Raw genomic sequence first — 21,068 nt, 5'->3', positions numbered from 1 at the left:
CGCGACGTTCGAAAACGTAATTCGTGCACGTGAAATCACGGCAGGCTGCTGCTCTAGCGGGCAGACGAAAAAATAAATGCGCTGAAATGGAATAAAGCAGCTGCAGATCCGTTCACCCAAGTAGGAACAGCTCGTTCTATCACATCCACCCAGGGAGCCCACCATGAAAACTGCACCTCTTGCCCTTCTACTTGCCATCACTGCTGGTGTCACACATCCGGCCTTCGCAGGACCGGCCCTCGACGCCGCCCAGGCACATATTGCGGCAGTCGGCGCCAGCGAGCGTGCCGCCATCGTGCGCGACTACGCCGACGACGCGCGCTTGACCTGGGTAGGCGGCCCGCTGGACGGCACCTATACCGGCCCCGTAGCCATCGGCGCGGTTTGGGACAAGTTCGGCGCTGCGGCCGGGCCGGCCCGCGTGACCGTCATGGGCATCGACGAAACGGCCAACCCGAAGGGCGCCACAGTGGTTGCCACCGTACGCTTCGACGGGAAAATCCAGGTCAAGGTACGCTACGTGCTGACCTACCGCGACGGCAAGCTTGTGAACGAAACCTGGCAGGTCGATCCCAAACCGGCCGCCAACTGATCCACGAAACGATGCGAACCTTGCCACCTGACGCCGGCGAGCAGCTCCTAGCCTGTATCCCGAGGCTGCGGCGCTATGCCCGCGCCTTGGCCGGGGATCGCGCCGACGCCGACGACCTGGTGCAGGACACGGTGGAACGTGGCTGGGCCCAGCTCGCTGCGTGGCAGCCGGGCAGCGACATGCGGGCCTGGCTGTTCTCGATCATGCATAACGTGCGTATCGATCAGGGGCGGCGGCGCAAAGTGCCAACCGAGCCGTTGGACGACGAGACACCCCAGACCGCTGGGCCGGAACGCGCCTCTGCCGGCCTCGAGCTGCGCGACCTGGGCGCCGCGTTGCGCCTGCTGCCGGAGGAGCATAGGGAGATTCTGCTGCTGGTTGGACTCGAAGAAATGCGCTATGAGGACGTGGCGCTGACCTTGGGCCTCCCGGTCGGGACCGTTATGTCGCGGCTGTCGCGCGCCCGCGAGAAACTGCGTGTATTGATGGAAGGCCGCGCCCCCGTCGTTGGCCTGAAAGTCGTCAAATGAGTATCTTCCCCATTACTGAAGCCGACCTGCACTCCTATGTCGATGGCCGCCTCCCTTCTGCCCGCATGGCCGAAGTCGAAGCCTATCTTGCAGCGCACCCGGATGAAGCAGATCGGCTGCAAGTCTACGCGGCCCAGAACGCAGCCCTGCACGCCCTGTTCGATCCAGTGCTCGAGGAAATCGTGCCGTCGCGCGTTAGTGCGCCAGTGCGCCTTGGGTGGCAGTGGCGGTGGCAAAACCTGGCCGCGGGGCTGGCTATCGCCGTGCTCGGCGGCGGCGCGGGCTGGGGACTGCGCGGCGCAGCCGACCACGACCCGCGGCTCGCGTCCGATTACACCCGTCCCGCCTTCAGCCAGCCAGCCAGGGGATTGGCGCATCAGGCCGCTGTTGCTCATGTGGTGTACAGCCCCGACGTGCGTCGCCCGGTTGAAATCGGCGCAGAACAGGAAGATCAGTTGGTCGCATGGCTATCGAAACGGCTTGGCAGCAAGATTCATCCACCGCGTCTCGGCAAGCTGGGCTACGAGCTCATCGGCGGACGCCTGCTGCCTGGTACCAGCGGCCCGGTGGCCCAGTTTATGTACCATGACCGCACTGGCCAGCGCCTCACGCTGTATGTTTCTAACGAGCAGGCGCACAACCGCGATACGGGCTTCCGTTTTGCTGCAGAAGGTCCCGTCAACGTCTTCTACTGGATCGACGGCAAATTTGGCTATGCGCTCTCTGCCGGCATCGACAAGGGAGAACTAGCGCGGGTGGCAAGCGCCGTCTACGAACAACTGGAGACACCCGTATGAAATTCTCGCAACTGTTTACCGCAGTACTCTGGAGCACTGCGGCGGCGGCTCAGGGCCAGCCAGCGCCACTTCACAATCATGGTGGGAGCGCACCACCTTACTTCGTCGCCAGTAGCGACAGGCCCTACGCGGCGCTGGCGGGCGACGCCATGGCGATTATGGACCAGGGCATGCGGCGCGCGAATACCAATGGGGTTCCAGAGCACGACTTCGTCACGATGATGATTCCGCATCACCAAGGCGCCATCGACATGGCCAAAGCCATCCTGGTGCATAGCAAAGATCCAGGACTTCGTAACCTGGCCCAAGGAATTATTGTCGAACAGCAAAACGAAATCAAGATCATGCAGGCCTGGCTACAACGCTACCAGGCCTCCCGTAGCAAGCCGCAAAAGACCTCCACCGAAAAGGACTCACATGTACACCAATGAAATCCGCCGAGCGAGCACAAGCGCCTCAATTGCTATTGCCCTCGCTTCTCTCGTCGCGCTGGCAACGCCCGCCTACGCGCTTCCCGGCCCCCAGGATCGTGTCTACACCGCGGACCAGAACAGCAATACTGTCTCGGTCATAGACCCGTCCACGAATACCCTGCTGGGCCAGATCCGCTTGGGCAACCAGCGCCCCGACGTGCTCTCGCCACTGTATAAGGGCGAGATCAACGTGCACGGGCTGGGCTTCTCGCCTGACCACAAGACACTGCTCGTCGTGTCCAATGGCTCCAATTCAGTCACCTTCATCGATACCGCGACCAACAAGGTCAAGGGCGTGACCTACATCGGCCGCTCGCCGCACGAGGGCTTCTTCACGGCCGACGGGCGTGAGGTCTGGGTCGTGGTGCGCGGCGAAGACTACATCTCGGTGATCGACCCAGCCACGTTCAAGGAAAAGCGCCGTATCCAAACAACTGGCGGACCCGGGATGGTGCTGTTCCATCCGAACGGTAAGCTCGCGTTCGTAGTGTCGAGCTTCAACCCGACCGTCGACGTCATCGACGTCAAGTCGCACAAGGTCGTCAAGCGCATTCCGGTGACGAGCCCGTTCTCACCCTTCCTGCAGTTCACTCCGGACAACAAAGAAGTCTGGATGACCCATAAGGACGTCGGCAAGGTCACCCGCATTGACACCGCTACGCTTGCTGTCAAAGGCGTGATCGACACCGGCTTCATCACCAATCACCTGGCCTTCGTCAAGACCGACAGCGGCACGCATGCCTATGTAACGGTGGGCGGCGAAAACGTCGTTAAGGTCTTCACTACCGGCAACGCGCCGGCACTGGTGGCGAGCATCCCCACTGGCGCTCTGCCTCACGGAATCTGGAGCTCAGATGATAGTAGCCGTCTCTACGTCGGCCTCGAGAATGGCGACGCCGTCGAGGTCATCGACAGCGCTAGTAACAAGGTCATCGCGCGCGTGCCGGTTGGACAAGCGCCACAGGCACTGGTCTATGTTTCGAAGGCAGCACCCGACGGGGGGGGCAAGGCCAACCTCAGTCCGCGCGCGAATAGCGAGCCACTCAACATCGCGCTCAAGCCGGCCAACGGGGATGCGGCAGGATCGGTCGTGGCACGCAACTTGGGCGTTACCGATGCGCTAGAGGTAACGCTGCACAAGCTCAAGCCGGAAACTGTGTACAAGGTGTACGCCAGCGGCCAGGCGACGCCGGTAGCCAGTTTTAGGACAAATCCGAAAGGCATGGCCAATGGCACGGCCATCGGACCAATGCGCGAAGTCGTCGGAAACCTTTCCGCCAAGCAGGGAACGGCCAGCCGCATTCTAGTCATGGAAGGCGATGTGCCCGCAGATCCGGGCAAAGCGGTGCTGATGAGCATGCAATAAGCCGGCAAGCTTAAGTTTCTAAGCAGCCAGAGCCTGAGTCCTGTATTGAACAGGACTCAAACCTTTTAGTTTGAGTTTGATTCGGTCGTGATTATAGTAATGAATGTAATTAACGGGGCGTCGCGTAACGCATCTACGCTATCGAATTTCTCGAGGTGAAACAACTCGGACTTGAGCACGGCGAAGAAGCTCTCCATGGCCGCGTCGTCAAGACAGTTCCCCTTGCGGGACATGCTTTGGACAAGTTGGCGCTCTCGAAGTTGGAGCTAAAGGGCTGGCATCCGGTAATGCCATCGCTGATCCGAATGCAGCAGTGGTTTCTCATCAGGTGCAAGCTTGTTCAGCGCTTTTTTTAGCATTGAGTCCACTAGTTCAAAAGCAGGACGTCTGCCTATTTCGAAAGCGACGATCTCGCCGTTGTACAGGTCAGCAAACCAGCCGTAGGGAACAACTGCCTTAGTTCTTGCACTGCTTGCGCTTCTTCTTTAGCGCTTGCTTTGGTTAGGCTTGAACTAAGGCTTGTAACTTTTTTAGGTATGCCAGCTCCATTCGCAGCTGATCTACCTCGGCCACCAACTCTTCGCGGCTGCGCTGATATTTGTTTGGTGGAGTATCTACATTTGGCACTACGATTGCCATAGAATTTTGTGTTCCCCTCCGGCGTAAGGTCAGCGCCTCGATGCCTCCCGCTTGATACGCACGCTCCCAAATGCCAACGGACGAATGACCGCTTATGGCCTTGGATTCAACCGGTCGACGCAACAAGTTGGCTGAATCGTTCAGCGGGTGTTTGGTATTCTAAAGTCTTCCTTGGCCGTTCGTTCAATTTGCGGGCTACCTCGTTAAGCTGGGCCTGCGAGTACTCGGAGATATCGATGCCTTTGGGGAAATACTGGCGCAGCAGTCCGTTGGTATTTTCATTGCTACCACGCTGCCAAGGGCTGTGCGGATCGCAAAAGTAGACATCGATGTCGGTTGCCATCGTAAAGCGTTTGTGGTCGGCCATCTCCTTGCCACGATCCCAAGTCAGTGATTGATAGAGCTCTTGGGGTAGCTGACGAGCGTTATCAATCAATGCGTTGATTACTGTTTCGGTATCTTTGCTCGCGACTTTTACCAGCATCACGTAACGAGTATGGCGCTCGACGAGGGTGGCGATCTGGCTGTTTCGGTCTCCAAACATCAGGTCTCCTTCCCAATGGCCCGGTACAGCTCGGTCCTCCACCATGGCAGGGCGTTCGCTGATCGATACCGTATCCCTGATCCTGCCGTGGTTATCTTTCTTTTGCGTATGATGACGCGATCGGCGCATGACCCGGGTTCGCCGAAGATGCTCCAGCAGCTCCTTCTTCAGCGCACCACGGGCTTGAATGAAGAGGCTGCGATAAATCGTTTCATGCGACACCTGGTAATCCTCGTTGCCTGGAAACGTATGCTTGAGCCACCCGGCAATTTGCTCTGGCGACCACTGTAGTTGGAGTTTACTAGCCACAACGCGCGCCAACACGGGATTGTCCACCAACTTGCAGCACTTGGGACGATGGGCTCGCTTCCAGGCAGCGGCGTCGGCACAACCAGCTCGATAGCTCGTCTTGCCACCATTGCGACTGATCTCGCGGCTGATAGTAGAAGGTGCTCGTCCAAGTGATTGAGCAATCCGACGGATGGGTTGACCAGTGGCTAGCGAGCGCGATATTTCTTCCCGCTCAGCCAAGGTCAAAGCCAATCTTGAGCGCTGCCTTTGTGCAGGCCGGATGCCGCCAGACTCGGCAAGAATTCGCTGTATCGACGAGTGGTTTCGATCGAACAGCTGGGCAATTTGCTGAAGTGATTCACCCTTCTTCCAGCGCTCCCACATGAGCGCCTTCTGGGCTTCCGTATAATAAATCCTCGGTTTTTGCTTCATCTGCAACACTCCTTCTGCTTACGCAGAGTTTAGTGTGTTGCGTCGACCGGTTGAATCCAAGGGATAAAGCAGACCTGCGGCCAGCGGAATTCCCATGGCGTTGTAAACGAAGGCAAAGCCGAGATTCTGCCTCATGTTGCGTACAGTCTCCAGCGAAAGAAGTCGCGAACGCGCAATTGCACGCAAGTCGCCCTTGATGAGCGTGACGTGCGCCGAATTGATCGCGACGTCAGTCCCGGTACCCATTGCAATGCCGACGTCCGCTTTCGCCAGCGCCGGGGCATCGTTAATGCCATCGCCGGCCATTGCCACTACCTTGCCCTGTTGCTGCAGCCGTTCGACCAGGGCCAGTTTATCCTGGGGCTTGACCTCTCCATAGACGTCGGAAATCCCGAGCTTCGACGCGACCGCCTTCGCCGTGGTCACGCCATCTCCGGTCGCCATCACCACCGTCATGCCGGCATCGCGCAGCGTCGCCAGCGCTTCCGGCGTCGTCGCCTTGACTGGATCAGACACCGCGATCAGGCCAACGAGCTTTCCTTGAAGTGCCAAGTACATGACGCTTGCACCGACTTGTCGAAGCTCTTCTGCCGCCTTCTGTAATGGCGTCCAGTCGACCTTTTCGGTATCCATGAGCGCCGTATTGCCCAGTGCAACCCGCTCGCCCTGCACTGTGCCACGCACGCCGATCCCGCTAGACGATTCGAAGGTTTCAGGCTTGTGCAGCGACAGATTCCGCCTGCGCGCTTCCGCGACGATGGCATGTGCCAGCGGATGCTCGCTCCCCTGGTCGATACTTGCCGCGATCCGTAGAACATCCTCTTCCTCGAACCCGGGCGCAGCGATCGCCCGGTCGAACGCAGGTTTTCCTTCCGTGAGCGTGCCGGTCTTGTCAACGATGATCGTATCGACCTTGCGCATCGCTTCGATCGCCGCGGCATCGCGGAACAGCACGCCCTGGGTGGCGGCGCGGCCGGTCGCGGCCATGATCGACATCGGCGTCGCCAGGCCCAATGCACACGGGCAGGCGATGATCAGGACCGCAACGGCGTTCACGAAACCGTAGACCCAGCTGGGCTCGGGCCCGAACAGTCCCCAACCGATCAAGGTAAGCAGCGCGACAGCCACGACGACGGTGACGAAATAGCCGGCGACCACGTCGGCTAGGCGCTGCATGGGCGCCCGCGAACGTTGGGCCTGCGCGACCATCTGCACGATCTGGGACAGCATGGTCTGCGACCCCACCCGTTCGGAGCGAATGACAAGACTGCCGCTCGTATTGATGGTTGCGCCGATGACCTTGTCTCCCCGCCGCTTCGTCACCGGCAGCGGCTCGCCAGTGAGCATGGCTTCGTCCACCGCGCTTTCGCCCTCCAAGACCACCCCGTCGACCGGCACCTTCTCGCCAGGCCTCACCCGCAGCGAATCGCCGATATGGACGTGCGAAAGCTCAATGTCTTCTTCCGTGCCGTCGGCGCGAATCCGTCTGGCCGTTTTGGGTGCAAGGCTGAGCAAGGATTTGATCGCCGCCGAGGTCTGTGAGCGTGCCCGTAGCTCGAGGATCTGACCGAGCAGGGTCAGCGAAACGATGACTGCAGCGGCTTCGTAGTAGACGCCGATACGGCCGTGCATCGCGAAGTTCGACGGAAACAGGCCCGGGAACACGGTCGCCACCAGGCTGTAGCCATACGCCGCGGCGACCCCGATACTGATCAAGGTCCACATATTGGGGCTGCGATTCTTGAACGACTGCGCACCACGGACAAAGAAGGGCCACCCAGCCCACAGGACGACAGGCGTGCTGAGGACGAGTTCGATCCAGCTCTGGTAAGCAAGACCACCGCTAAAGATCCGGTGTCCTGCCATCGCCAGGATGGTGACGACGACCGTCAGCGGCAGCGTCCACCGGAAACGACGGCGGAAGTCGTCCAATTCCGGATTCTCTTCATCCTCCAGCGACGGCAGCATCGGCTCCAGGGACATTCCGCATATCGGACAATTGCCCGGGGTGGCTTGCTGGATTTCCGGATGCATCGGGCAGGTGTAGATCGTCCCTGGCGGCGCCTCGGGCATAGCCGCCGGGGCGCTTTTCTCCGTATAGCTGGTGGGACTGGCGCGAAACTTGTCCATGCACTTCACGCTGCAGAAGTGATAGAGGACTCCGTCGTGCTCGACGCGCCGATCCGGCCGGTCAGCAACGCTCATGCCGCATACGGGATCGGTATAGGGCTTATCGGACGCAGCAGTCGGATGATGCTGGGATGCGCCGGCAATACCTCTGTCGCGGGCGGCGTCGACGGCGTGATGCCCGTGCGCGTGGTGGCATTCGTGGCCCTTCTGCTGGTGACCGGCGTGATCATGCACTTCATGTTTCATGGCAGCTCCAGAAAAAAACGATTGTCCTCGCGCAGCCCCGCTTGTCGCAAGCGGTGCGCGACCTGTGATGTCTATCCGTTTTCCTTGGCGTGATTCAGGGAATACCGCGGGATCTCGACCGTAAGATCTATCTCCGCGACGATGGCCTGGCACGACAACCGGGATAAGTGCTCCACGCCCCAAGCCCGGTCAAGCATGTCTTCCTCATCCTCGCTCGCTTGGGCGAGGGACGAGAATCCCTCCCTTACGATGACGTGACACGTCGTGCAGGCACCAACCTTGCCGCATGCGTGCTCGATGTCGACGTCATTTTCCAGCAGCGCGTCGCAAATGCTGGTGCCGGGAGCGGCCTCGATCGACGCGCCGCCGGGCGCGCATTCCGGATGCGATAGTACGGTAATTCTAGGCATGCGCCAACTCCTTTCCGGCACCTGGACTGCGGTACCGGCAGAACAGACAGCGTGGCGTCTCGTCCGAATCGGAGAGCGCACTCTCTGCCTGCTTCGCACGCGCGAAGTCGTGCAAGGCTGTACTGGGCATTGCGGCCATGCGCTCGTCTGAACTGTGGGCCTCGCGGCGGGTGGACTCATACATAAATTGCCTCCGAAAAGTGGACTAGTCCACTGTAAACCTTCCAATGATGGAAAGGTCAAGCGGAATTTCCGCTGAACGAAGGCGCAGGTAGCGGCATGCCTGCCAGGTTGAAGCGGCTTCGCAGCCGCTTCAACCCATCTCCGGTCAGAACTCGTTGTCCTTCCGCTTGTCACCTGTCATCGGTACAAAGCCGCAGTCCGAGTAGCGCTTACACAGCATCTCCCGCATGTCGTTGATGCCGTTTTTCTGGACGACCACGATGTTTTCGCAGTAGCGCCGCAACCCGTCATGGTTCAGGTCGCTCTTGACCGTGCAGTGCAGGCTCGGCGCAAGCGCACCCAGGTGATGGTTGCTGAAGGACCTCAGGAAGACCTGGTTGAACTGCGTCCCGGCCGGCGTCGCCTCGAGCATGGCAATCATGCGTCGGCCGTCCGCCGTGAGCTGTGGCTGATAATGGATGCCGTACCACTCCCTCAGGAATCGCTGGGCACGGCCGATCTCCTCGCGCTGCTCACGGTTTCCCATACGCGCCATGGACTTGATCTCGTCGTCGCTCGCCTTTGCCGGGGTCGCGTTGAAGCCTGGCGTCGGTGACGTCCCCTCCTGGGGGGCTACGACCTGCGCGTCACGGGTCAGGTCCGTACCGGCAGCCAGTTCGGTCATCCGCAGGGCGGAATAGTGGTGATTGATAATGAAGACGAGGTAATTCTTTTCAAACTGTGCGGTCGCTCCCCTGCCCGGTCCGTCGGCGTGGGCCACGCCGATGGCAGGCACGAGCAAGCTCAGGCCCAGTCCGAGATTGCGCACCAGCGCGCGGAGGTTGCGGACAACGGAAGAACGGTCGGAATGATTGGTTGCGGTGTTCATGTTGGCTCCTTTAGACACAATAGAACGATTCATTTAGCCGAGGCGAAGGCAAGCCCTCGCCGGCGCCGTACTGCGCAGGCGGCGATGCCTGCCCCCACTAGGAACATCGCGTATGCCGATGGTTCCGGCACAGCAAGGACAACATTGTTTGCGGTCGCCCAGTAGACATTTCCTTGCTCGCCAATGGTGCGCAGCGCTACCTCGGTCAAGGGGCGGGTCGACAGGAATCCGAGGAACGAGGTGGGTGCCGATCCATCCAGGGTGTAGCTTGCGATACTTGATCCGTCCATCGCCGTGAGCTCGATCGTTCGTCCGGGTACATAGCCGCCATAGGCATCGGTCGCGAAGAAGCTCCCGCCAAAGCCGAACACCCCGGGTGAAAACGCGTTGAAGCGCACGGCATCGGCGGCTAGCGTCGGCGCCAGATAGACGTCGCCTTCATTCATCGCTGGAAAGAAACCACCTTCTCCCGGTCCCGCACTGACCCGATACCCGTATGCACCCGCGGTACGTGAGAGCTCGGCATCCAGTTCAGAGGCTGGAAGGTCGTCGAAACGGTCGGTTCCGGACGCCGACACTGCCGACAGGAACATTGCCTCGTCGGTAAAAATAGTGATGTCGGCACGTACCGGCACCACGACAGACAATAGGAGAGCCGCCAGCAGAGCTGGCTTGGGCAATGCATTATTGCTTTTCATGTTCTACCTCATTGCTCAGTTGTTCATGCGAACGCCACCGTGCCCGCGCAGAGAAACGCGGACCTGCAGCTTCGAAGGAGAGATCAAATACCTTGCGGCCTCGTATCGTTTGCGAACGGCAACGCGAGGACGGCACGATGCAATGCGTCAAGAGCGCGGAGGCGGATCGAGGACGGGGGGGATGAAACTGGAAAAGGCGGCCTGGAAGGAATGCGACCGCTCGGAAGAAGTGGAAGGTGCGCCCAGCGGTGTGGATGAGGGGATAGGCGCGTAGGGAAGGTTAAAGTGCGAGCAACAGAGCGACTTCGATTTGTAACAGCTTCCATCGCTGCTTTCTGGCACGCCGGAGCGCATTTGCGGGCAATCATCCTTATGGGCCCGGGCATCTGTCTTCACGACCTGCAGTTCAGCCTTCAAGTTGTGGCATGTGACAGCCGCGGTCGCGTACCCATGGTACCCGACCAACAGACACAGCAAACACCAGGCTATCTTTCGGAAGGCGGCAGTCATGCCAAAAACTGTAGCATTTGCTTTGATGTACCGCTGTCCGATACGGAGTGACAAGCTTTCTTTGCGGAGAAGACCTGACGAGGCGATCGCGGCACCGGCGTCTAACCCTTACACCGGTGCCGTGGCCCGGCCCCTACTTGCCCGATGCCTGGTGTTTCGACAGCCATTGGTCGAGTTTTTTGATTTCCTTAGTCTGGTCGGAAATCACCTTCTTGGCCATTGCCTGCATCTGCGGATCCTTGCCATTCTTGAGCTGGGCCTTTGCCATGTCGATGCCGGCCTGGTGGTGCGAACGCATCATCATGGCGAAGTCGTGATCGTGATCACCGGTCATCTGCATGCTCGACATCTTCTGGTGCATGGCCTCCATCGACTGCATCATCTCGTGACCAGGCATGCCCTGGTGCTGCCCCGCCTGGCCAGACGCGGCGCCATGCTGTGCGTGCTGCCCCGACTGCGCAAACGCGTTCACTGACACACCAGAAACAAGTGCAAGCGCACCGGCCATGAGAGCAATACGGGCCCGGATTTTCTTCATGTTCGTCTCCTCGAACGAAATTGATCACCGTGCGACGCCGAAAAAACGCAGCACGTCCATTCGCGATTCTGGATGAAGTCCGATGAGGCATGCTGTGCGCTAACGCACCCTGTCAGTACATCTCGTCGACTAGCCGTGCCTGCCGCCCTGACTTTGGTCAGCCTTAAGGGCTGCTCCAGCCAAAAATGTCGTGCTATACTCACGGCAACTATGAACCGCGCAATTAAGACATTTCTGGTTTGGCTCCTGCTGGCCGTGCTTCCTCTGCACGCGCTTGCGGCCAATCGTATGTCCTGCGGCCCGGTTCACCAGCAGTCCAGCCAGACTTCGATTAATCTGGAAATGCAGTCCCACGAGCACATGGCCGATGCGCACGCTCATGACGGTGGCGAGCATGCAAGCCAATCGGACGACTCCCTGGTCGGCGCCGATTTGACAGACTCCAAGCCAGGCAAGAAACCGCACTCCACCTGCAGTGCATGCTCCGCGTTCTGCCTGGGCGCCGTTGCGCCACCCTCCACTCACTTCGCTGTCCCGGCTTTCGACGGCTCCGACGCAGTCGTCGTTGCGCCTGCGGCATTTGCCGTTGGCTTCATCCAGGACGGCCCCCGACGCCCTCCGCGGCACCAATCCGCTTAATCGTAACAAGAGGTGACCCGCTGCCCTTTGGCGGCGCCGTCATCGCTCTTGAGCAATCGTGCGTGCCCGTGCACGCCCTGTTACCGATTTTGAGGATTGTCCATGACCTCCAAGCTTTTGGCCGCCGCTATTGGCGTCCTGCTGGTCCTGCCGATGTACGCGCACGCCCAGCAATCCCGTCCGCTGCCAGACCCTGCAGACCCCGCCGTGGCGGTGCCACCGACCGTGTACGAATCGGTCATTCCCAGTCGTTCGCCTGCACCGCAGGACGGCCAGACGACGCCCGATAAATCCTGGCGCGCCGCAAACGATGCTGTTGCGGGAGTGCCGAGCCACGCGGGGCATGGTGCTCACGGCGGTGAGCAGAACCACCACGGCCACAACGCGGCGCCGGCTCCGTCCGCGCCCGCCACGCCAGCGAAGCCGGCCAATCCGGCGCCTGTGGATCACAGCAAACATCATTAAGCCGAACAGATAATGACAACAAAGCTTTCTATTCCTGCACTGCGCGCCGTTGCGGCGGGCGCCATGCTCCTTGCGTTGACCGGTTGCGCAACGTTTTCCAAGGACGGCGGCCTGGACGCTGTTTCGGCCTTGACCGCCGAGCGCACCGGCCAGGACATTCGCCTGCCAAAGGCAAATGCCGATGGCGCGGCCATCCAGGACGAGCTGAATCAGCTGCTGAAACAGCCGCTCACCGCCGACAGGGCGGTCCGTGCCGCCCTGCTCAACAACCGTGGCCTCCGTGCCTCGCTCGCCGAACTGGGTGTCGCCGAGGCCGACCTGGTGCAAGCCGGCCGCATGGCCAACCCCGGTTTCAGCTTTGGCCGCATGTCCGGTGGCGGCGAGACCGAGATCGAGCGCAGCGTCATGTTCGACCTCGTCGGGCTCGTCACCATCCCGATCCGCCGCGATATCGAGTCGCGTCGCTTCGAGGGCGCCAAGCTGGCCGCGGCAACCGAAGCGGTCCGGTTGGCGGCAGACACCCGCAAGGCCTACTTCAATGCCGTCGCGGCAGTGCAGTCGGCGCGCTACGCGGAACAAGTCCGCGAGGCAGCCGGCGCGAGCGCCGAGCTTGCGCAACGCATGGCCAAGGTCGGACACCTGAGTGCCCTCGACCAGGCTCGCGAGCAGGCATTCGCAAGCGAAGCCTCGACCCAGCTGGCGCGCGCACGCCACAACGCGACGGCGGCGCGCGAGCAGCTGGCGCGGCTGATGGGGGTGTGGGGCGAGAACACGGCCTTCCGGCTTCCGGACAGGCTGCCGGACCTGCCGGAGGCCCCGCGTGAGGCGGGCAGTATCGAGTCGCTCGCCATGCAGCAGCGCCTCGATGTGCGCCTGGCAAAGCTCGGCACCGAGTCGACCGCGCGCGCCCTGGGTCTGACGAAGGCAACCGGCGTCATCAACGTGCTCGAGGCTGGCTACGTCAACTCGAGCAAGTCCGGTTCGCCGCGGGAGAACGGTTACGAGATTGAGCTAGCTTTGCCGATCTTCGATTGGGGAGGCGCACGTGTCGCGAAAGCCGAAGCGCTGTACATGCAATCGGTCCACCGCACGGCCGACACCGCCATTAGCGCTCGCTCCCAGGTCCGTGAAGCCTACTCCGCTTACCGCACGACCTATGACGTCGCCAGGCAGCATCGGGACGAGCTGGTCCCGCTGCGGAAGAAGATCTCCGAGGAGTCCCTGCTTCGCTACAACGGCATGCTCATGAGCGTGTTCGAACTGCTGGCCGACGCGCGCGCACAGATTGCGGGCGTGAATGCGGCCATCGATGCCCAACGTGACTTCTGGATCGCCGAAACGGATCTGCAGGCCGCCATCACCGGCACTGGCGGTTCGTCGATCTCCATGGCTTCCACCGCCGCGGCAACCGAAGCCGCCGCGGGACATTAAACAAGGATTGAATCAGCAATGAGTTCTCGTCGAGATTTCTTCACTGGCGCAGCCGCCCTCGTGGGCGCAGGACTGGTCAGCCGCGCTGGTGCGGCCACCCTCCCGGAAGCGCCGATCATGAGCAGCGCCGCAACGCAGCCGCCACCTCCGCCGCCCAACGGCCGTCCCTACAACCCGGTCGTTACACTGAACGGCTGGTCTCTCCCCTGGCGCATGAACAACGGCGTCAAGGAGTTCCACCTGATCGCCGAACCCGTGGTGCGCGAGATCGCGCCCGGCATGAAGGCGAACCTGTGGGGCTACAACGGCCAAAGCCCGGGCCCGACCATCGAAGTGGTCGAAGGCGACCGCGTGCGCATTTTCGTGACCAACAAGCTGCCAGAGCACACCAGCATCCACTGGCATGGCCAGCGCCTGCCCAACGGCATGGACGGCGTCACCGGCCTGAACCAGCCCGGGATCCAGCCGGGCAAGACCTTCGTGTACGAGTTCGTCGCTCGCCGCCCCGGTACCTTCATGTACCACCCGCATGCCGACGAGATGGTGCAGATGGCGATGGGCATGATGGGCTTCTGGGTCACGCACCCAAAGAACCCGGCCCATCACAAGGTCGATCGCGATTTCGTCTTCCTGCTGAACGCCTATGACATCGAGCCGGGCAGCTATACGCCCCGCGTCAACGAGATGCTCGACTTTAACATCTGGACCTTCAACAGCCGCGCCTTCCCGGGCATCGACACCATGAACGTGCGCCAGGGCGACCGCGTGCGCATCCGCGCCGGCAACCTGACGATGACGAATCACCCAATCCACCTGCATGGCCACGAATTCGAGGTCACCGGCACCGATGGCGGCTGGACCCGTCCGGAGTCGCGCTGGCCGGAGGTGACGACCGATATCGCCGTAGGCCAGATGCGCGCCATCGAGTTCATCGCGGACGAGCCGGGGGACTGGGCCTTCCACTGCCACAAGTCGCACCACACCATGAACGCGATGGGACATGACGTGCCGAACCTGATCGGCGTCGACCATCGGGGCGTGGCCGAGAAAATCACGAAGCTCGTTCCCGACTACATGGTCATGGGTGAGAAAGGCGGCTCGATGGGCGACATGGAGATGCCGCTGCCGGAAAACACGCTGCCGATGATGACCGGCCAGGGACCGTTCGGTGGCGTCGAGATGGGCGGCATGTTCACGGTGCTCAAGGTCCGCAAGGATCAGAAGCCGGGCGACTACAAGGATCCGGGCTGGTACAAGCACCCCGCCGGCACGGTGGCGTACGAATGGAAAGGCGAGCCGCCAGCGGCGGTACGCAACCAGAGTGGGGGCGGCCAGTCCATGCCCGCCACGAAGCCTGCAGACATCGAGGTAACTGTTCGTAAGCCGACTGGCCACCAGGGCCATCACTAACTAGAGTATGACCCAACCAGAGTACCAAAGGAGTCTCTCATGAAACGATTATTACGTCAGACCGCACTCGCCGCTGCGTTGTGCACACCTTTGTTTGCGATGGCGGCCGCCCCGGTCGTCGAGGTATTCAAGAGCGAATCCTGCGGCTGCTGCGCGGCCTGGGTGGATCATCTGAAGGCCAACGGCTTCGTTACCAAGGTGTCGAACGTCGCCAACCCGTCGGACTACCGCGAACGGGGTGGTATCCCCAACGAGCTGGGCTCGTGCCATACCGCGATGGTGCGAGGCTATGCGATCGAAGGGCACGTGCCGGCGGACGACATCAAGCGGTTGCTGGCCGAAAGGCCAAAGGCAAAGGGACTGGCAGTACCCGCGATGCCGCTCGGCTCCCCCGGCATGGAAGGTCCGCGCAAGGACCCGTTCGACGTCGTGCTGGTGCAGGCCAATGGCAAGACCAAAGTTTTCAAACACTACAACTGAACCAACCCAACGAAAGGAACGACGATGAACGCATTCTCGAAACTGACCCTGGCTATCGTCATGAGCGCCGCAAGCTCTGTCGCATTCGCGCAGGACTCCCACGCAGGCCATGGCGCGGCGCATGCGGGCCACGAAGCGCCGGCATCGGCGGAGCTGACGGATGGCGAAGTGAAGAAGATCGACAAAGAGGCCGGCAAGATCACCTTGCGCCACGGCGAAATCAAGAACCTCAACATGGGCGCGATGACCATGGTCCTGCGCGTGAAGGACGCGAGTATGCTCGACCAGGTCAAGGTGGGCGACAACGTCAAGTTCGCAGCCGACCGGGTGAACGGCGCCGTGACCATCGTACAGATGCAGAAAGCGCAGTAAGCACAACCTGTCCCATCACCTGGCCCTGCGCACAGTGCGCAGGATATTAAGGAGAAAGAAATGAACATCAAGAACCTCGTTCTTGCCGCAGCCGCAGCCGTGGCGACGATCGCAGCTCCAGCTGCCCTCGCCCACGCAAAACTGTTGGCCTCATCCCCCCAGGCCAACAGCGTCGTGAGCACCGCACCGGCCGAGGTGCGCCTGCAGTTCAATGAGCCCCTGGAACTGCCCTTCAGCAAGGTCAAACTGGTCGACGAGAAAGGGGCGGTCGTGGAGCCGTCGAAGATCGCTGCCGACCCTGCCGACGCGAAGGCGCTGATCGCCACCACGCCGGGGCTGCACGCGGGGGCCTACCGCGTGCAATGGACCACAGTCACCCGCGATGGACACAAGGTCAAGGGCGAATTCTCGTTCCAGGTGAAGTAATTGGAGTCGGATTTCGCGTCCGCGCAGCGCGCCGTCACCGCTTTTCTGAACCTGTCGCTGGCCGTACTGGTCGGGGCCAGCGCCGCAACGCTCTGGTTGCGCACCAGGACCTCCCCGTGGGCGCGCGCCATGCTGCCGCGCCTGCGGACGGCCCTGCTGGCGGGAACTGGCACGGCGATACTGGCCTATGTCGCCATTCTCTGGATCGAGGCGGCGTCGATGGCCGAAGTCCCGCTTGCCGAAGCATGGCCCGCAGTGCGGTCACTCATCACCGGGACACACTTCGGGCTCGCGTGGATGATCGGCGCTGCCGCGCTTGTCGTGGCGGGGGCGGCCTCCGCCGCTGGCGCGCGCTTCCAGGCAGCCGCAGCGACATCCGCAGTCCGTATCGGGGCGATCGGCGTGCTGCTCTACAGCCGCAGCATGGTCAGCCACGCCGGCGCTGCTGGCGACTTCACCTGGGCCGTCGCAGCCGATTGGGTCCACCTGGTGTTGATCAGTATCTGGGTGGGAGAAGTGATCGTGGCGGGCTTGATCACCTTGCGAGTCCTGCCTGACGCCGCATCAGGGAGCCGGGCCGACTGCGCACTCTATGTCGACGCCCTCTCGCGCAGCGCGACCGTCGCCCTGGTCGGCATTTTCGCGACCGGTGCGATCAGCACCTGGCGCGTGCTGGAAAGCCCTGCGGACCTGTTCGGCAATCCTTACGGAACGACCTTGCTCATCAAGGTCGGGCTGGTATTGTGCGCGGCGGCGCTTGGTGGGTTCAACCGCTTCGTTGTCATGCCTGCCTTGCTGCGCTCCCTGCAACAGCAAGGGCAAGAGGCGCGCGCTGCCGGCGGCCTGTTTGCACGCGTGCTGCAGGTCGAGGCAATCGTCCTTGTCGCGGTGCTCATCGCAGCAGCCTTCCTGACCTCAACTTCGCCACCTATGGCGTCCTAAACAATAACTATATCCAAGGAGTACACGTGTTCAAGAAATCACTGGCAGTTATTATCCTGGCCACCGGCTTGTTCGGTATCCATGCAAGCAGCTTTGCAGCGTCGCCCAAGGAGACCCTTGCGGCTTTCCATGAAGCGCTTGTCAGCGGCGACAAGACGAAGGCGCTCGCGCAGCTGTCTCCCGAGATTGCGATCTATGAAGCCGGCTACGTGGAACGCTCGCGCGACGAATATGCGAGTCATCACCTCGGCGGCGACATGCAGTTCGCCAAGAGCTCGACCCGGAAAGTACTGAAGCAGACCGAACGCATCGATGGCAACACTGCGGTCGTTTGGGAAGAAACGGAGACGACCGGAACCTCGCGCGGCCAACCGGTGCACGTGTTCGGCACAGGCACCGCCGTCCTCGAGAAGAAGGGCGACGATTGGTTGATCGTGCACGTGCATTGGTCCTCGCGCAAGGCGAAGTGACATTGGGAAGGCGGGCGTTGGCTGCCCGCCTTTCTGCCCGACCTCACTGGGTCGGGCGGCCACCGCATCAGAAAATGTAGCCTGATCCGACAGTACTGATCCCTGCGATAAACGCCGGCTCTTCGTTGAACATGAAGTCGGACTGGCGCAGGTCGACCTTGTAGACTCCCTGCAGCAGTACCGAGCCGTCCGCGGAACCATCGCCATCGGTATCCCATGAGATGAGCGCGCCGGCGTCGACGTCCCGTACCGATACCTGCTCCGGCAGGATGTCGATGAACGCGATGTGATCGAAGGCGCCCTGCGCCGCCCCCCTGGCTTCGAAGTCGAGCACGATATCGTGGCCGCTGTCGGGCATCACCATGAACGCATCGGCGCCTGTGCCGCCGCGGATGGTATCGTTGCCCATGCCGCCTTCGATCATGTCGTGGCCGGCACCGGCGTCGATCGTGTCGTCCCCTTCCGCCCCCATCACCTCGTCTTCCTCGTCGCCGCCGGCAAGCCGATCGTTGCCCATGCCGCCATCAAGGCGGTCCGAGCCCGCGCCGCCGTCCAGCTGGTCGTTACCGGCGTCTCCCTGGAGGATGTCGTTGCCGCCGTTACCGAACAGCCGGTCGTTGCCGTCGCGACCGAACAGCTGGTCCCAGCTCGCACCGCCATCGAACCGGTCGGCGCCGTCCGTGCCGACCTTGACGGTATAGTGTTCGTCACCAGTGAAGTCGAAGCCTACCGGCGTGTCGCGCCGGAGCATGGCGTCGGCGATACGGTCGAACGCCGGGTTCGCACGGTCCGAGCCTGCGATCGCCGGACCTTCCTGGCTCATGGTCGCTCGCTCGGGCGTTGGCCCATTGGCGGGGCGCGAGGATGGCGGAAGCTCGGGAGAATCGGCGAACATGAAGTCGTCCTGCGACAGCTCGGCCTTCGTCACCCCGTTGAGCAGCACCGAGCCGCCCTTCCAGCTGATCCTGACGCCTTCGACCGTATCGGCGAAGGACAGGTCGCCCCAACGCAGGCCACTGATCGCCAGGTGGTCGAACATGCCTGGGCCAGCCGTGAAATCCCGGATCACGTCGTTGCCGCTGTCGGGAGAGATCATGAAGGCGTCGGCGCCACGGCCGCCGATCAGGATGTCGTCGCCCGCTCCGCCGTTGAGGTCACCGTGCCCATCGCCCTCGTCGAGGATATCGTTGCCCATGCCGCCCATCAGCCCGTCGGCTTCCGCGCCGCCGAACAGCCGATCGTTGCCCATCCCGCCCACCAGGCGGTCGCCGCCGTCGCCGCCGACCAGCAGGTCGGCCCCGGCATCGCCGAACAGGTTGTCCTGCCCCGCGCCACCACCCAGCGAATCATTGCCGCCCAGCCCCCACAAGTAGTCGCGTGCTTCGCTACCCTGGAATGCATTGGAGGAGCCGGTGCCGACACGGATCGCATAATCGTAGGGTGCTTTGCCGGCGTCGAAATCGAAGGAAATGCCGTCAAACCGGGACTGCTGCGCCGCGACCCGCTCCAGCGCGCGCTCACCTGCGTCCTGCAGGCGCGCTTCCAATCGGTCTCTTGCTGTATTCATATTGTTTGCCATAATCTGTTCTCCTGAGATTGGACTTGCTCGGTGCTAAGGGCCGACGGACGCCGGCCCCCCCTGCTCAGTGGGATGCCGCGTGGGCGCCGGTTGCGGTCCCGGCGCCGGAACCAGACTGGGCCATGCTGCGGCACTCCTGGGCACAGCGGCGGCAAGCCGCGGCGCAGTCCTGGCAATGCTGCGCCTGGTGCTGCGCACACTCGTCCGCACAGGCTTCGCAAATGTCGGCGCACAGCTGGCACACCTGCATGGCGTGCTCGCTCGACCGGCTCATGAGTTGTGCGGCCAGGCGGCACATCGCCGCGCATTCATTGTCCAGCTCGATGCAACGGGCCATCATCTTCGGATCCGGCTCCTGCAGGCAGGCGGCGGCGCAGCTGTCGCAGGCCTGGGCACAGTCGTAGCAAGCCTGGATGCAAGATTGAAACTGATTCTGGTTCATGATCTTTCTCCTTGAAGTTCATTGACAGGTCGCCTCTTCCAGGACGTCGCGCGCCTGTCTGACGCGTCGAATAGCGATCCTGATGCTCCGCGTGGGATCAGAACCAGAAACGGACGCCGGCCACCGCCTGCACCTCGCTCCTGTCTCCTGCCCGCTGCCGCGTGATGTCCGCGGTCCTTCCGAACTGCCTGCTCCAGGTCACGCCGAGATAGGGCGCGAACTTCCGCGTGATCTCATAGCGCAGGCGCAGGCCGGCATTGATGTCCGAGAGCCCGCTTCCGGTCCCGCGCTCGGGGTCGGCGCGACTGTACAGGTTGGCGCCGATCTCGGGTTCGAGGATCAGGCGCGGTGTGAACAGCACCTCGTACTTGGCGTTCAGCCGCGCCGCAAGTCCGCTTCCTGGTCGCCAGTAGGCCGTGGCTTCGGTCTCGAACCAGTACGGCGCCAGGCCCTGCACACCGAAGGCGAGCCAGTCCCGGCTCTTGCCCTCGCCGCTGTCGTGCCGGATGCCAAGCTGGGTACTCCAGAAGGTCGCGAATGCCCGGTCCCATAGCAGCTCGGTACGCGCCGCTTCCAGCGTTCCGCCCCGCCGCTCCCCCTCGAACTTGACCCACGCCTTGTTGTAGTCGTTGCCGTACCACGCCTCGAGCTCGACATTCTGCCCGCGCTCGCCATCGCCCTTGGCTGCCTCGGCCTTGTCCACCAAGACTTTCCAGAACGGCGCGTTATCGTTCATCTCGTGGTTGCCAAGGTGCGCAAACTGTGTGCCTTCGTTATAGGCGCTGGGGTCGCGCGCATCAGCCGGCGGGGGGCCACCCTGCATCCGGCCCATCTGCATGCCATGTCCTCCGCTGGACTGGCCCGTTTGCGCCATTCCCGCGCGGGTGGACGTGGCCGGCGCTGCATCTGTGGCCGGGTGGCCCATCGCCGCATGATCCATGGCGGGCGCCTGTACCGCTCCGGCCTGTCCCTGGCGGGCAGGTTGTGGCTGAACAGGCATGGTATGCCCTGCCTGAGCGCCATGTCCCTGGTGCTGGCTGTCTTGCCCGGATTGGACCGCCGGCGGCGGGGCAGGATGATCGTGTGTGGAAGCACCTTGTAGGGGCGCGCTCGGTGCGGGAACAGGACTGCCGTGTCCCATCGCAGCATGATCCCCGGGGTGCGC

General features: G+C 62.1%; 23 protein-coding genes and 1 pseudogene. 13 read left to right on the top strand and 11 right to left on the bottom strand.

The window, feature by feature from the left end:
- Nucleotides 1–163: 163 nt before the first annotated feature.
- From AC56LU_RS21905 to AC56LU_RS21885, 5 genes are read left to right on the top strand one after another with little or no spacing between them, the layout of a single operon-like run.
- Nucleotides 164–592, top strand: coding sequence for a nuclear transport factor 2 family protein (locus tag AC56LU_RS21905; protein ID WP_259213780.1), 429 nt, complete (start codon nucleotides 164–166; stop codon nucleotides 590–592).
- A 20-nt stretch (nucleotides 593–612) separates the two neighbouring features.
- Nucleotides 613–1,122 carry an RNA polymerase sigma factor gene (locus AC56LU_RS21900; protein WP_497177711.1) on the top strand — a complete coding sequence of 170 codons (510 nt, stop codon included), beginning with the start codon at nucleotides 613–615 and terminating at the stop codon, nucleotides 1,120–1,122.
- Nucleotides 1,119–1,919, top strand: a complete 801-nt coding sequence (locus AC56LU_RS21895) for an anti-sigma factor family protein (RefSeq protein WP_494379474.1) — start codon at nucleotides 1,119–1,121, stop codon at nucleotides 1,917–1,919. Before AC56LU_RS21900 ends, AC56LU_RS21895 begins: the two co-directional genes overlap by 4 nt.
- Complete coding sequence (locus tag AC56LU_RS21890; protein WP_454160720.1) at nucleotides 1,916–2,350, top strand: DUF305 domain-containing protein; 435 nt, start codon at nucleotides 1,916–1,918, stop codon at nucleotides 2,348–2,350. Before AC56LU_RS21895 ends, AC56LU_RS21890 begins: the two co-directional genes overlap by 4 nt.
- Complete coding sequence (locus AC56LU_RS21885) at nucleotides 2,337–3,758, top strand: YVTN family beta-propeller repeat protein (protein WP_494379475.1); 1,422 nt, start codon at nucleotides 2,337–2,339, stop codon at nucleotides 3,756–3,758. Before AC56LU_RS21890 ends, AC56LU_RS21885 begins: the two co-directional genes overlap by 14 nt.
- Before the next feature lie 18 nt (nucleotides 3,759–3,776).
- Here the strand turns inward: AC56LU_RS21885 and AC56LU_RS21880 are convergent.
- The 8 genes and pseudogenes from AC56LU_RS21880 to AC56LU_RS21845 all read right to left on the bottom strand — a co-directional run.
- Nucleotides 3,777–4,186: pseudogene (locus tag AC56LU_RS21880) on the bottom strand (transposase); the annotation flags it as partial.
- Between the two features lie 317 nt (nucleotides 4,187–4,503).
- Nucleotides 4,504–5,664: an IS30 family transposase gene (locus AC56LU_RS21875; RefSeq protein WP_494379472.1), complete on the bottom strand. Its 1,161-nt coding sequence runs from the start codon at nucleotides 5,662–5,664 to the stop codon at nucleotides 4,504–4,506.
- Nucleotides 5,665–5,682: 18 nt separating this feature from the next.
- Nucleotides 5,683–8,040: a heavy metal translocating P-type ATPase gene (locus tag AC56LU_RS21870; RefSeq protein ID WP_497177710.1), complete on the bottom strand. Its 2,358-nt coding sequence runs from the start codon at nucleotides 8,038–8,040 to the stop codon at nucleotides 5,683–5,685.
- A gap of 71 nt (nucleotides 8,041–8,111) precedes the next feature.
- The gene (gene fdx, locus AC56LU_RS21865) at nucleotides 8,112–8,450 is read right to left on the bottom strand and encodes an ISC system 2Fe-2S type ferredoxin (RefSeq protein ID WP_312183824.1); all 339 of its coding nucleotides are present in this window, start codon (nucleotides 8,448–8,450) and stop codon (nucleotides 8,112–8,114) included.
- 328 nt (nucleotides 8,451–8,778) lie between these two features.
- Complete coding sequence (locus AC56LU_RS21860) at nucleotides 8,779–9,501, bottom strand: DUF305 domain-containing protein (protein ID WP_071362867.1); 723 nt, start codon at nucleotides 9,499–9,501, stop codon at nucleotides 8,779–8,781.
- Nucleotides 9,502–9,530: 29 nt separating this feature from the next.
- Nucleotides 9,531–10,199: a PEP-CTERM sorting domain-containing protein gene (locus tag AC56LU_RS21855; RefSeq protein ID WP_312183828.1), complete on the bottom strand. Its 669-nt coding sequence runs from the start codon at nucleotides 10,197–10,199 to the stop codon at nucleotides 9,531–9,533.
- A 643-nt stretch (nucleotides 10,200–10,842) separates the two neighbouring features.
- Nucleotides 10,843–11,247 carry a DUF305 domain-containing protein gene (locus tag AC56LU_RS21850; RefSeq protein ID WP_229410196.1) on the bottom strand — a complete coding sequence of 135 codons (405 nt, stop codon included), beginning with the start codon at nucleotides 11,245–11,247 and terminating at the stop codon, nucleotides 10,843–10,845.
- A 129-nt stretch (nucleotides 11,248–11,376) separates the two neighbouring features.
- Nucleotides 11,377–11,643: a hypothetical protein gene (locus AC56LU_RS21845; protein ID WP_497177709.1), complete on the bottom strand. Its 267-nt coding sequence runs from the start codon at nucleotides 11,641–11,643 to the stop codon at nucleotides 11,377–11,379.
- Nucleotides 11,644–11,988: 345 nt separating this feature from the next.
- On the opposite strand from AC56LU_RS21845, the gene AC56LU_RS21840 reads away from it, so the two are divergent.
- The 8 genes from AC56LU_RS21840 to AC56LU_RS21805 are packed head-to-tail and all read left to right on the top strand — an operon-like array spanning nucleotide 11,989 to nucleotide 17,882.
- Nucleotides 11,989–12,351: a hypothetical protein gene (locus AC56LU_RS21840; protein ID WP_143054573.1), complete on the top strand. Its 363-nt coding sequence runs from the start codon at nucleotides 11,989–11,991 to the stop codon at nucleotides 12,349–12,351.
- A gap of 12 nt (nucleotides 12,352–12,363) precedes the next feature.
- On the top strand, nucleotides 12,364–13,782 hold the full coding sequence (locus AC56LU_RS21835; RefSeq protein ID WP_312183831.1) for a TolC family protein: 1,419 nt from the start codon (nucleotides 12,364–12,366) through the stop codon (nucleotides 13,780–13,782).
- Between the two features lie 18 nt (nucleotides 13,783–13,800).
- Nucleotides 13,801–15,192, top strand: a complete 1,392-nt coding sequence (locus tag AC56LU_RS21830) for a multicopper oxidase family protein (RefSeq protein WP_312183833.1) — start codon at nucleotides 13,801–13,803, stop codon at nucleotides 15,190–15,192.
- 39 nt (nucleotides 15,193–15,231) lie between these two features.
- Nucleotides 15,232–15,672, top strand: coding sequence for a DUF411 domain-containing protein (locus AC56LU_RS21825; protein ID WP_497177708.1), 441 nt, complete (start codon nucleotides 15,232–15,234; stop codon nucleotides 15,670–15,672).
- A 24-nt stretch (nucleotides 15,673–15,696) separates the two neighbouring features.
- Entirely contained in the window at nucleotides 15,697–16,044 is a 348-nt protein-coding gene (locus AC56LU_RS21820; RefSeq protein ID WP_071362874.1) for a copper-binding protein, read from the top strand.
- A 60-nt stretch (nucleotides 16,045–16,104) separates the two neighbouring features.
- Nucleotides 16,105–16,470: a copper homeostasis periplasmic binding protein CopC gene (gene copC / locus AC56LU_RS21815; RefSeq protein WP_071362875.1), complete on the top strand. Its 366-nt coding sequence runs from the start codon at nucleotides 16,105–16,107 to the stop codon at nucleotides 16,468–16,470.
- Nucleotides 16,471–17,412, top strand: a complete 942-nt coding sequence (locus AC56LU_RS21810) for a CopD family protein (RefSeq protein ID WP_312183838.1) — start codon at nucleotides 16,471–16,473, stop codon at nucleotides 17,410–17,412.
- Nucleotides 17,413–17,438: 26 nt separating this feature from the next.
- Nucleotides 17,439–17,882: a YybH family protein gene (locus AC56LU_RS21805; RefSeq protein ID WP_083415461.1), complete on the top strand. Its 444-nt coding sequence runs from the start codon at nucleotides 17,439–17,441 to the stop codon at nucleotides 17,880–17,882.
- A gap of 67 nt (nucleotides 17,883–17,949) precedes the next feature.
- Here the strand turns inward: AC56LU_RS21805 and AC56LU_RS21800 are convergent, their stop codons facing one another.
- The 3 genes from AC56LU_RS21800 to AC56LU_RS21790 form a co-directional block, all read right to left on the bottom strand.
- The gene (locus AC56LU_RS21800) at nucleotides 17,950–19,449 is read right to left on the bottom strand and encodes a calcium-binding protein (protein ID WP_497177707.1); all 1,500 of its coding nucleotides are present in this window, start codon (nucleotides 19,447–19,449) and stop codon (nucleotides 17,950–17,952) included.
- A 76-nt stretch (nucleotides 19,450–19,525) separates the two neighbouring features.
- Nucleotides 19,526–19,903: a four-helix bundle copper-binding protein gene (locus AC56LU_RS21795; protein ID WP_071362878.1), complete on the bottom strand. Its 378-nt coding sequence runs from the start codon at nucleotides 19,901–19,903 to the stop codon at nucleotides 19,526–19,528.
- A 97-nt stretch (nucleotides 19,904–20,000) separates the two neighbouring features.
- Nucleotides 20,001–20,843 (bottom strand): copper resistance protein B, encoded by an 843-nt coding sequence (locus tag AC56LU_RS21790; RefSeq protein ID WP_497177706.1) that lies wholly within the window; start codon nucleotides 20,841–20,843, stop codon nucleotides 20,001–20,003.
- Nucleotides 20,844–21,068: the final 225 nt, after the last annotated feature.

The organism is Telluria sp. PB2R4 (assembly GCF_059685695.1).
This window is presented reverse-complemented; position numbering and strand designations above follow the sequence as displayed.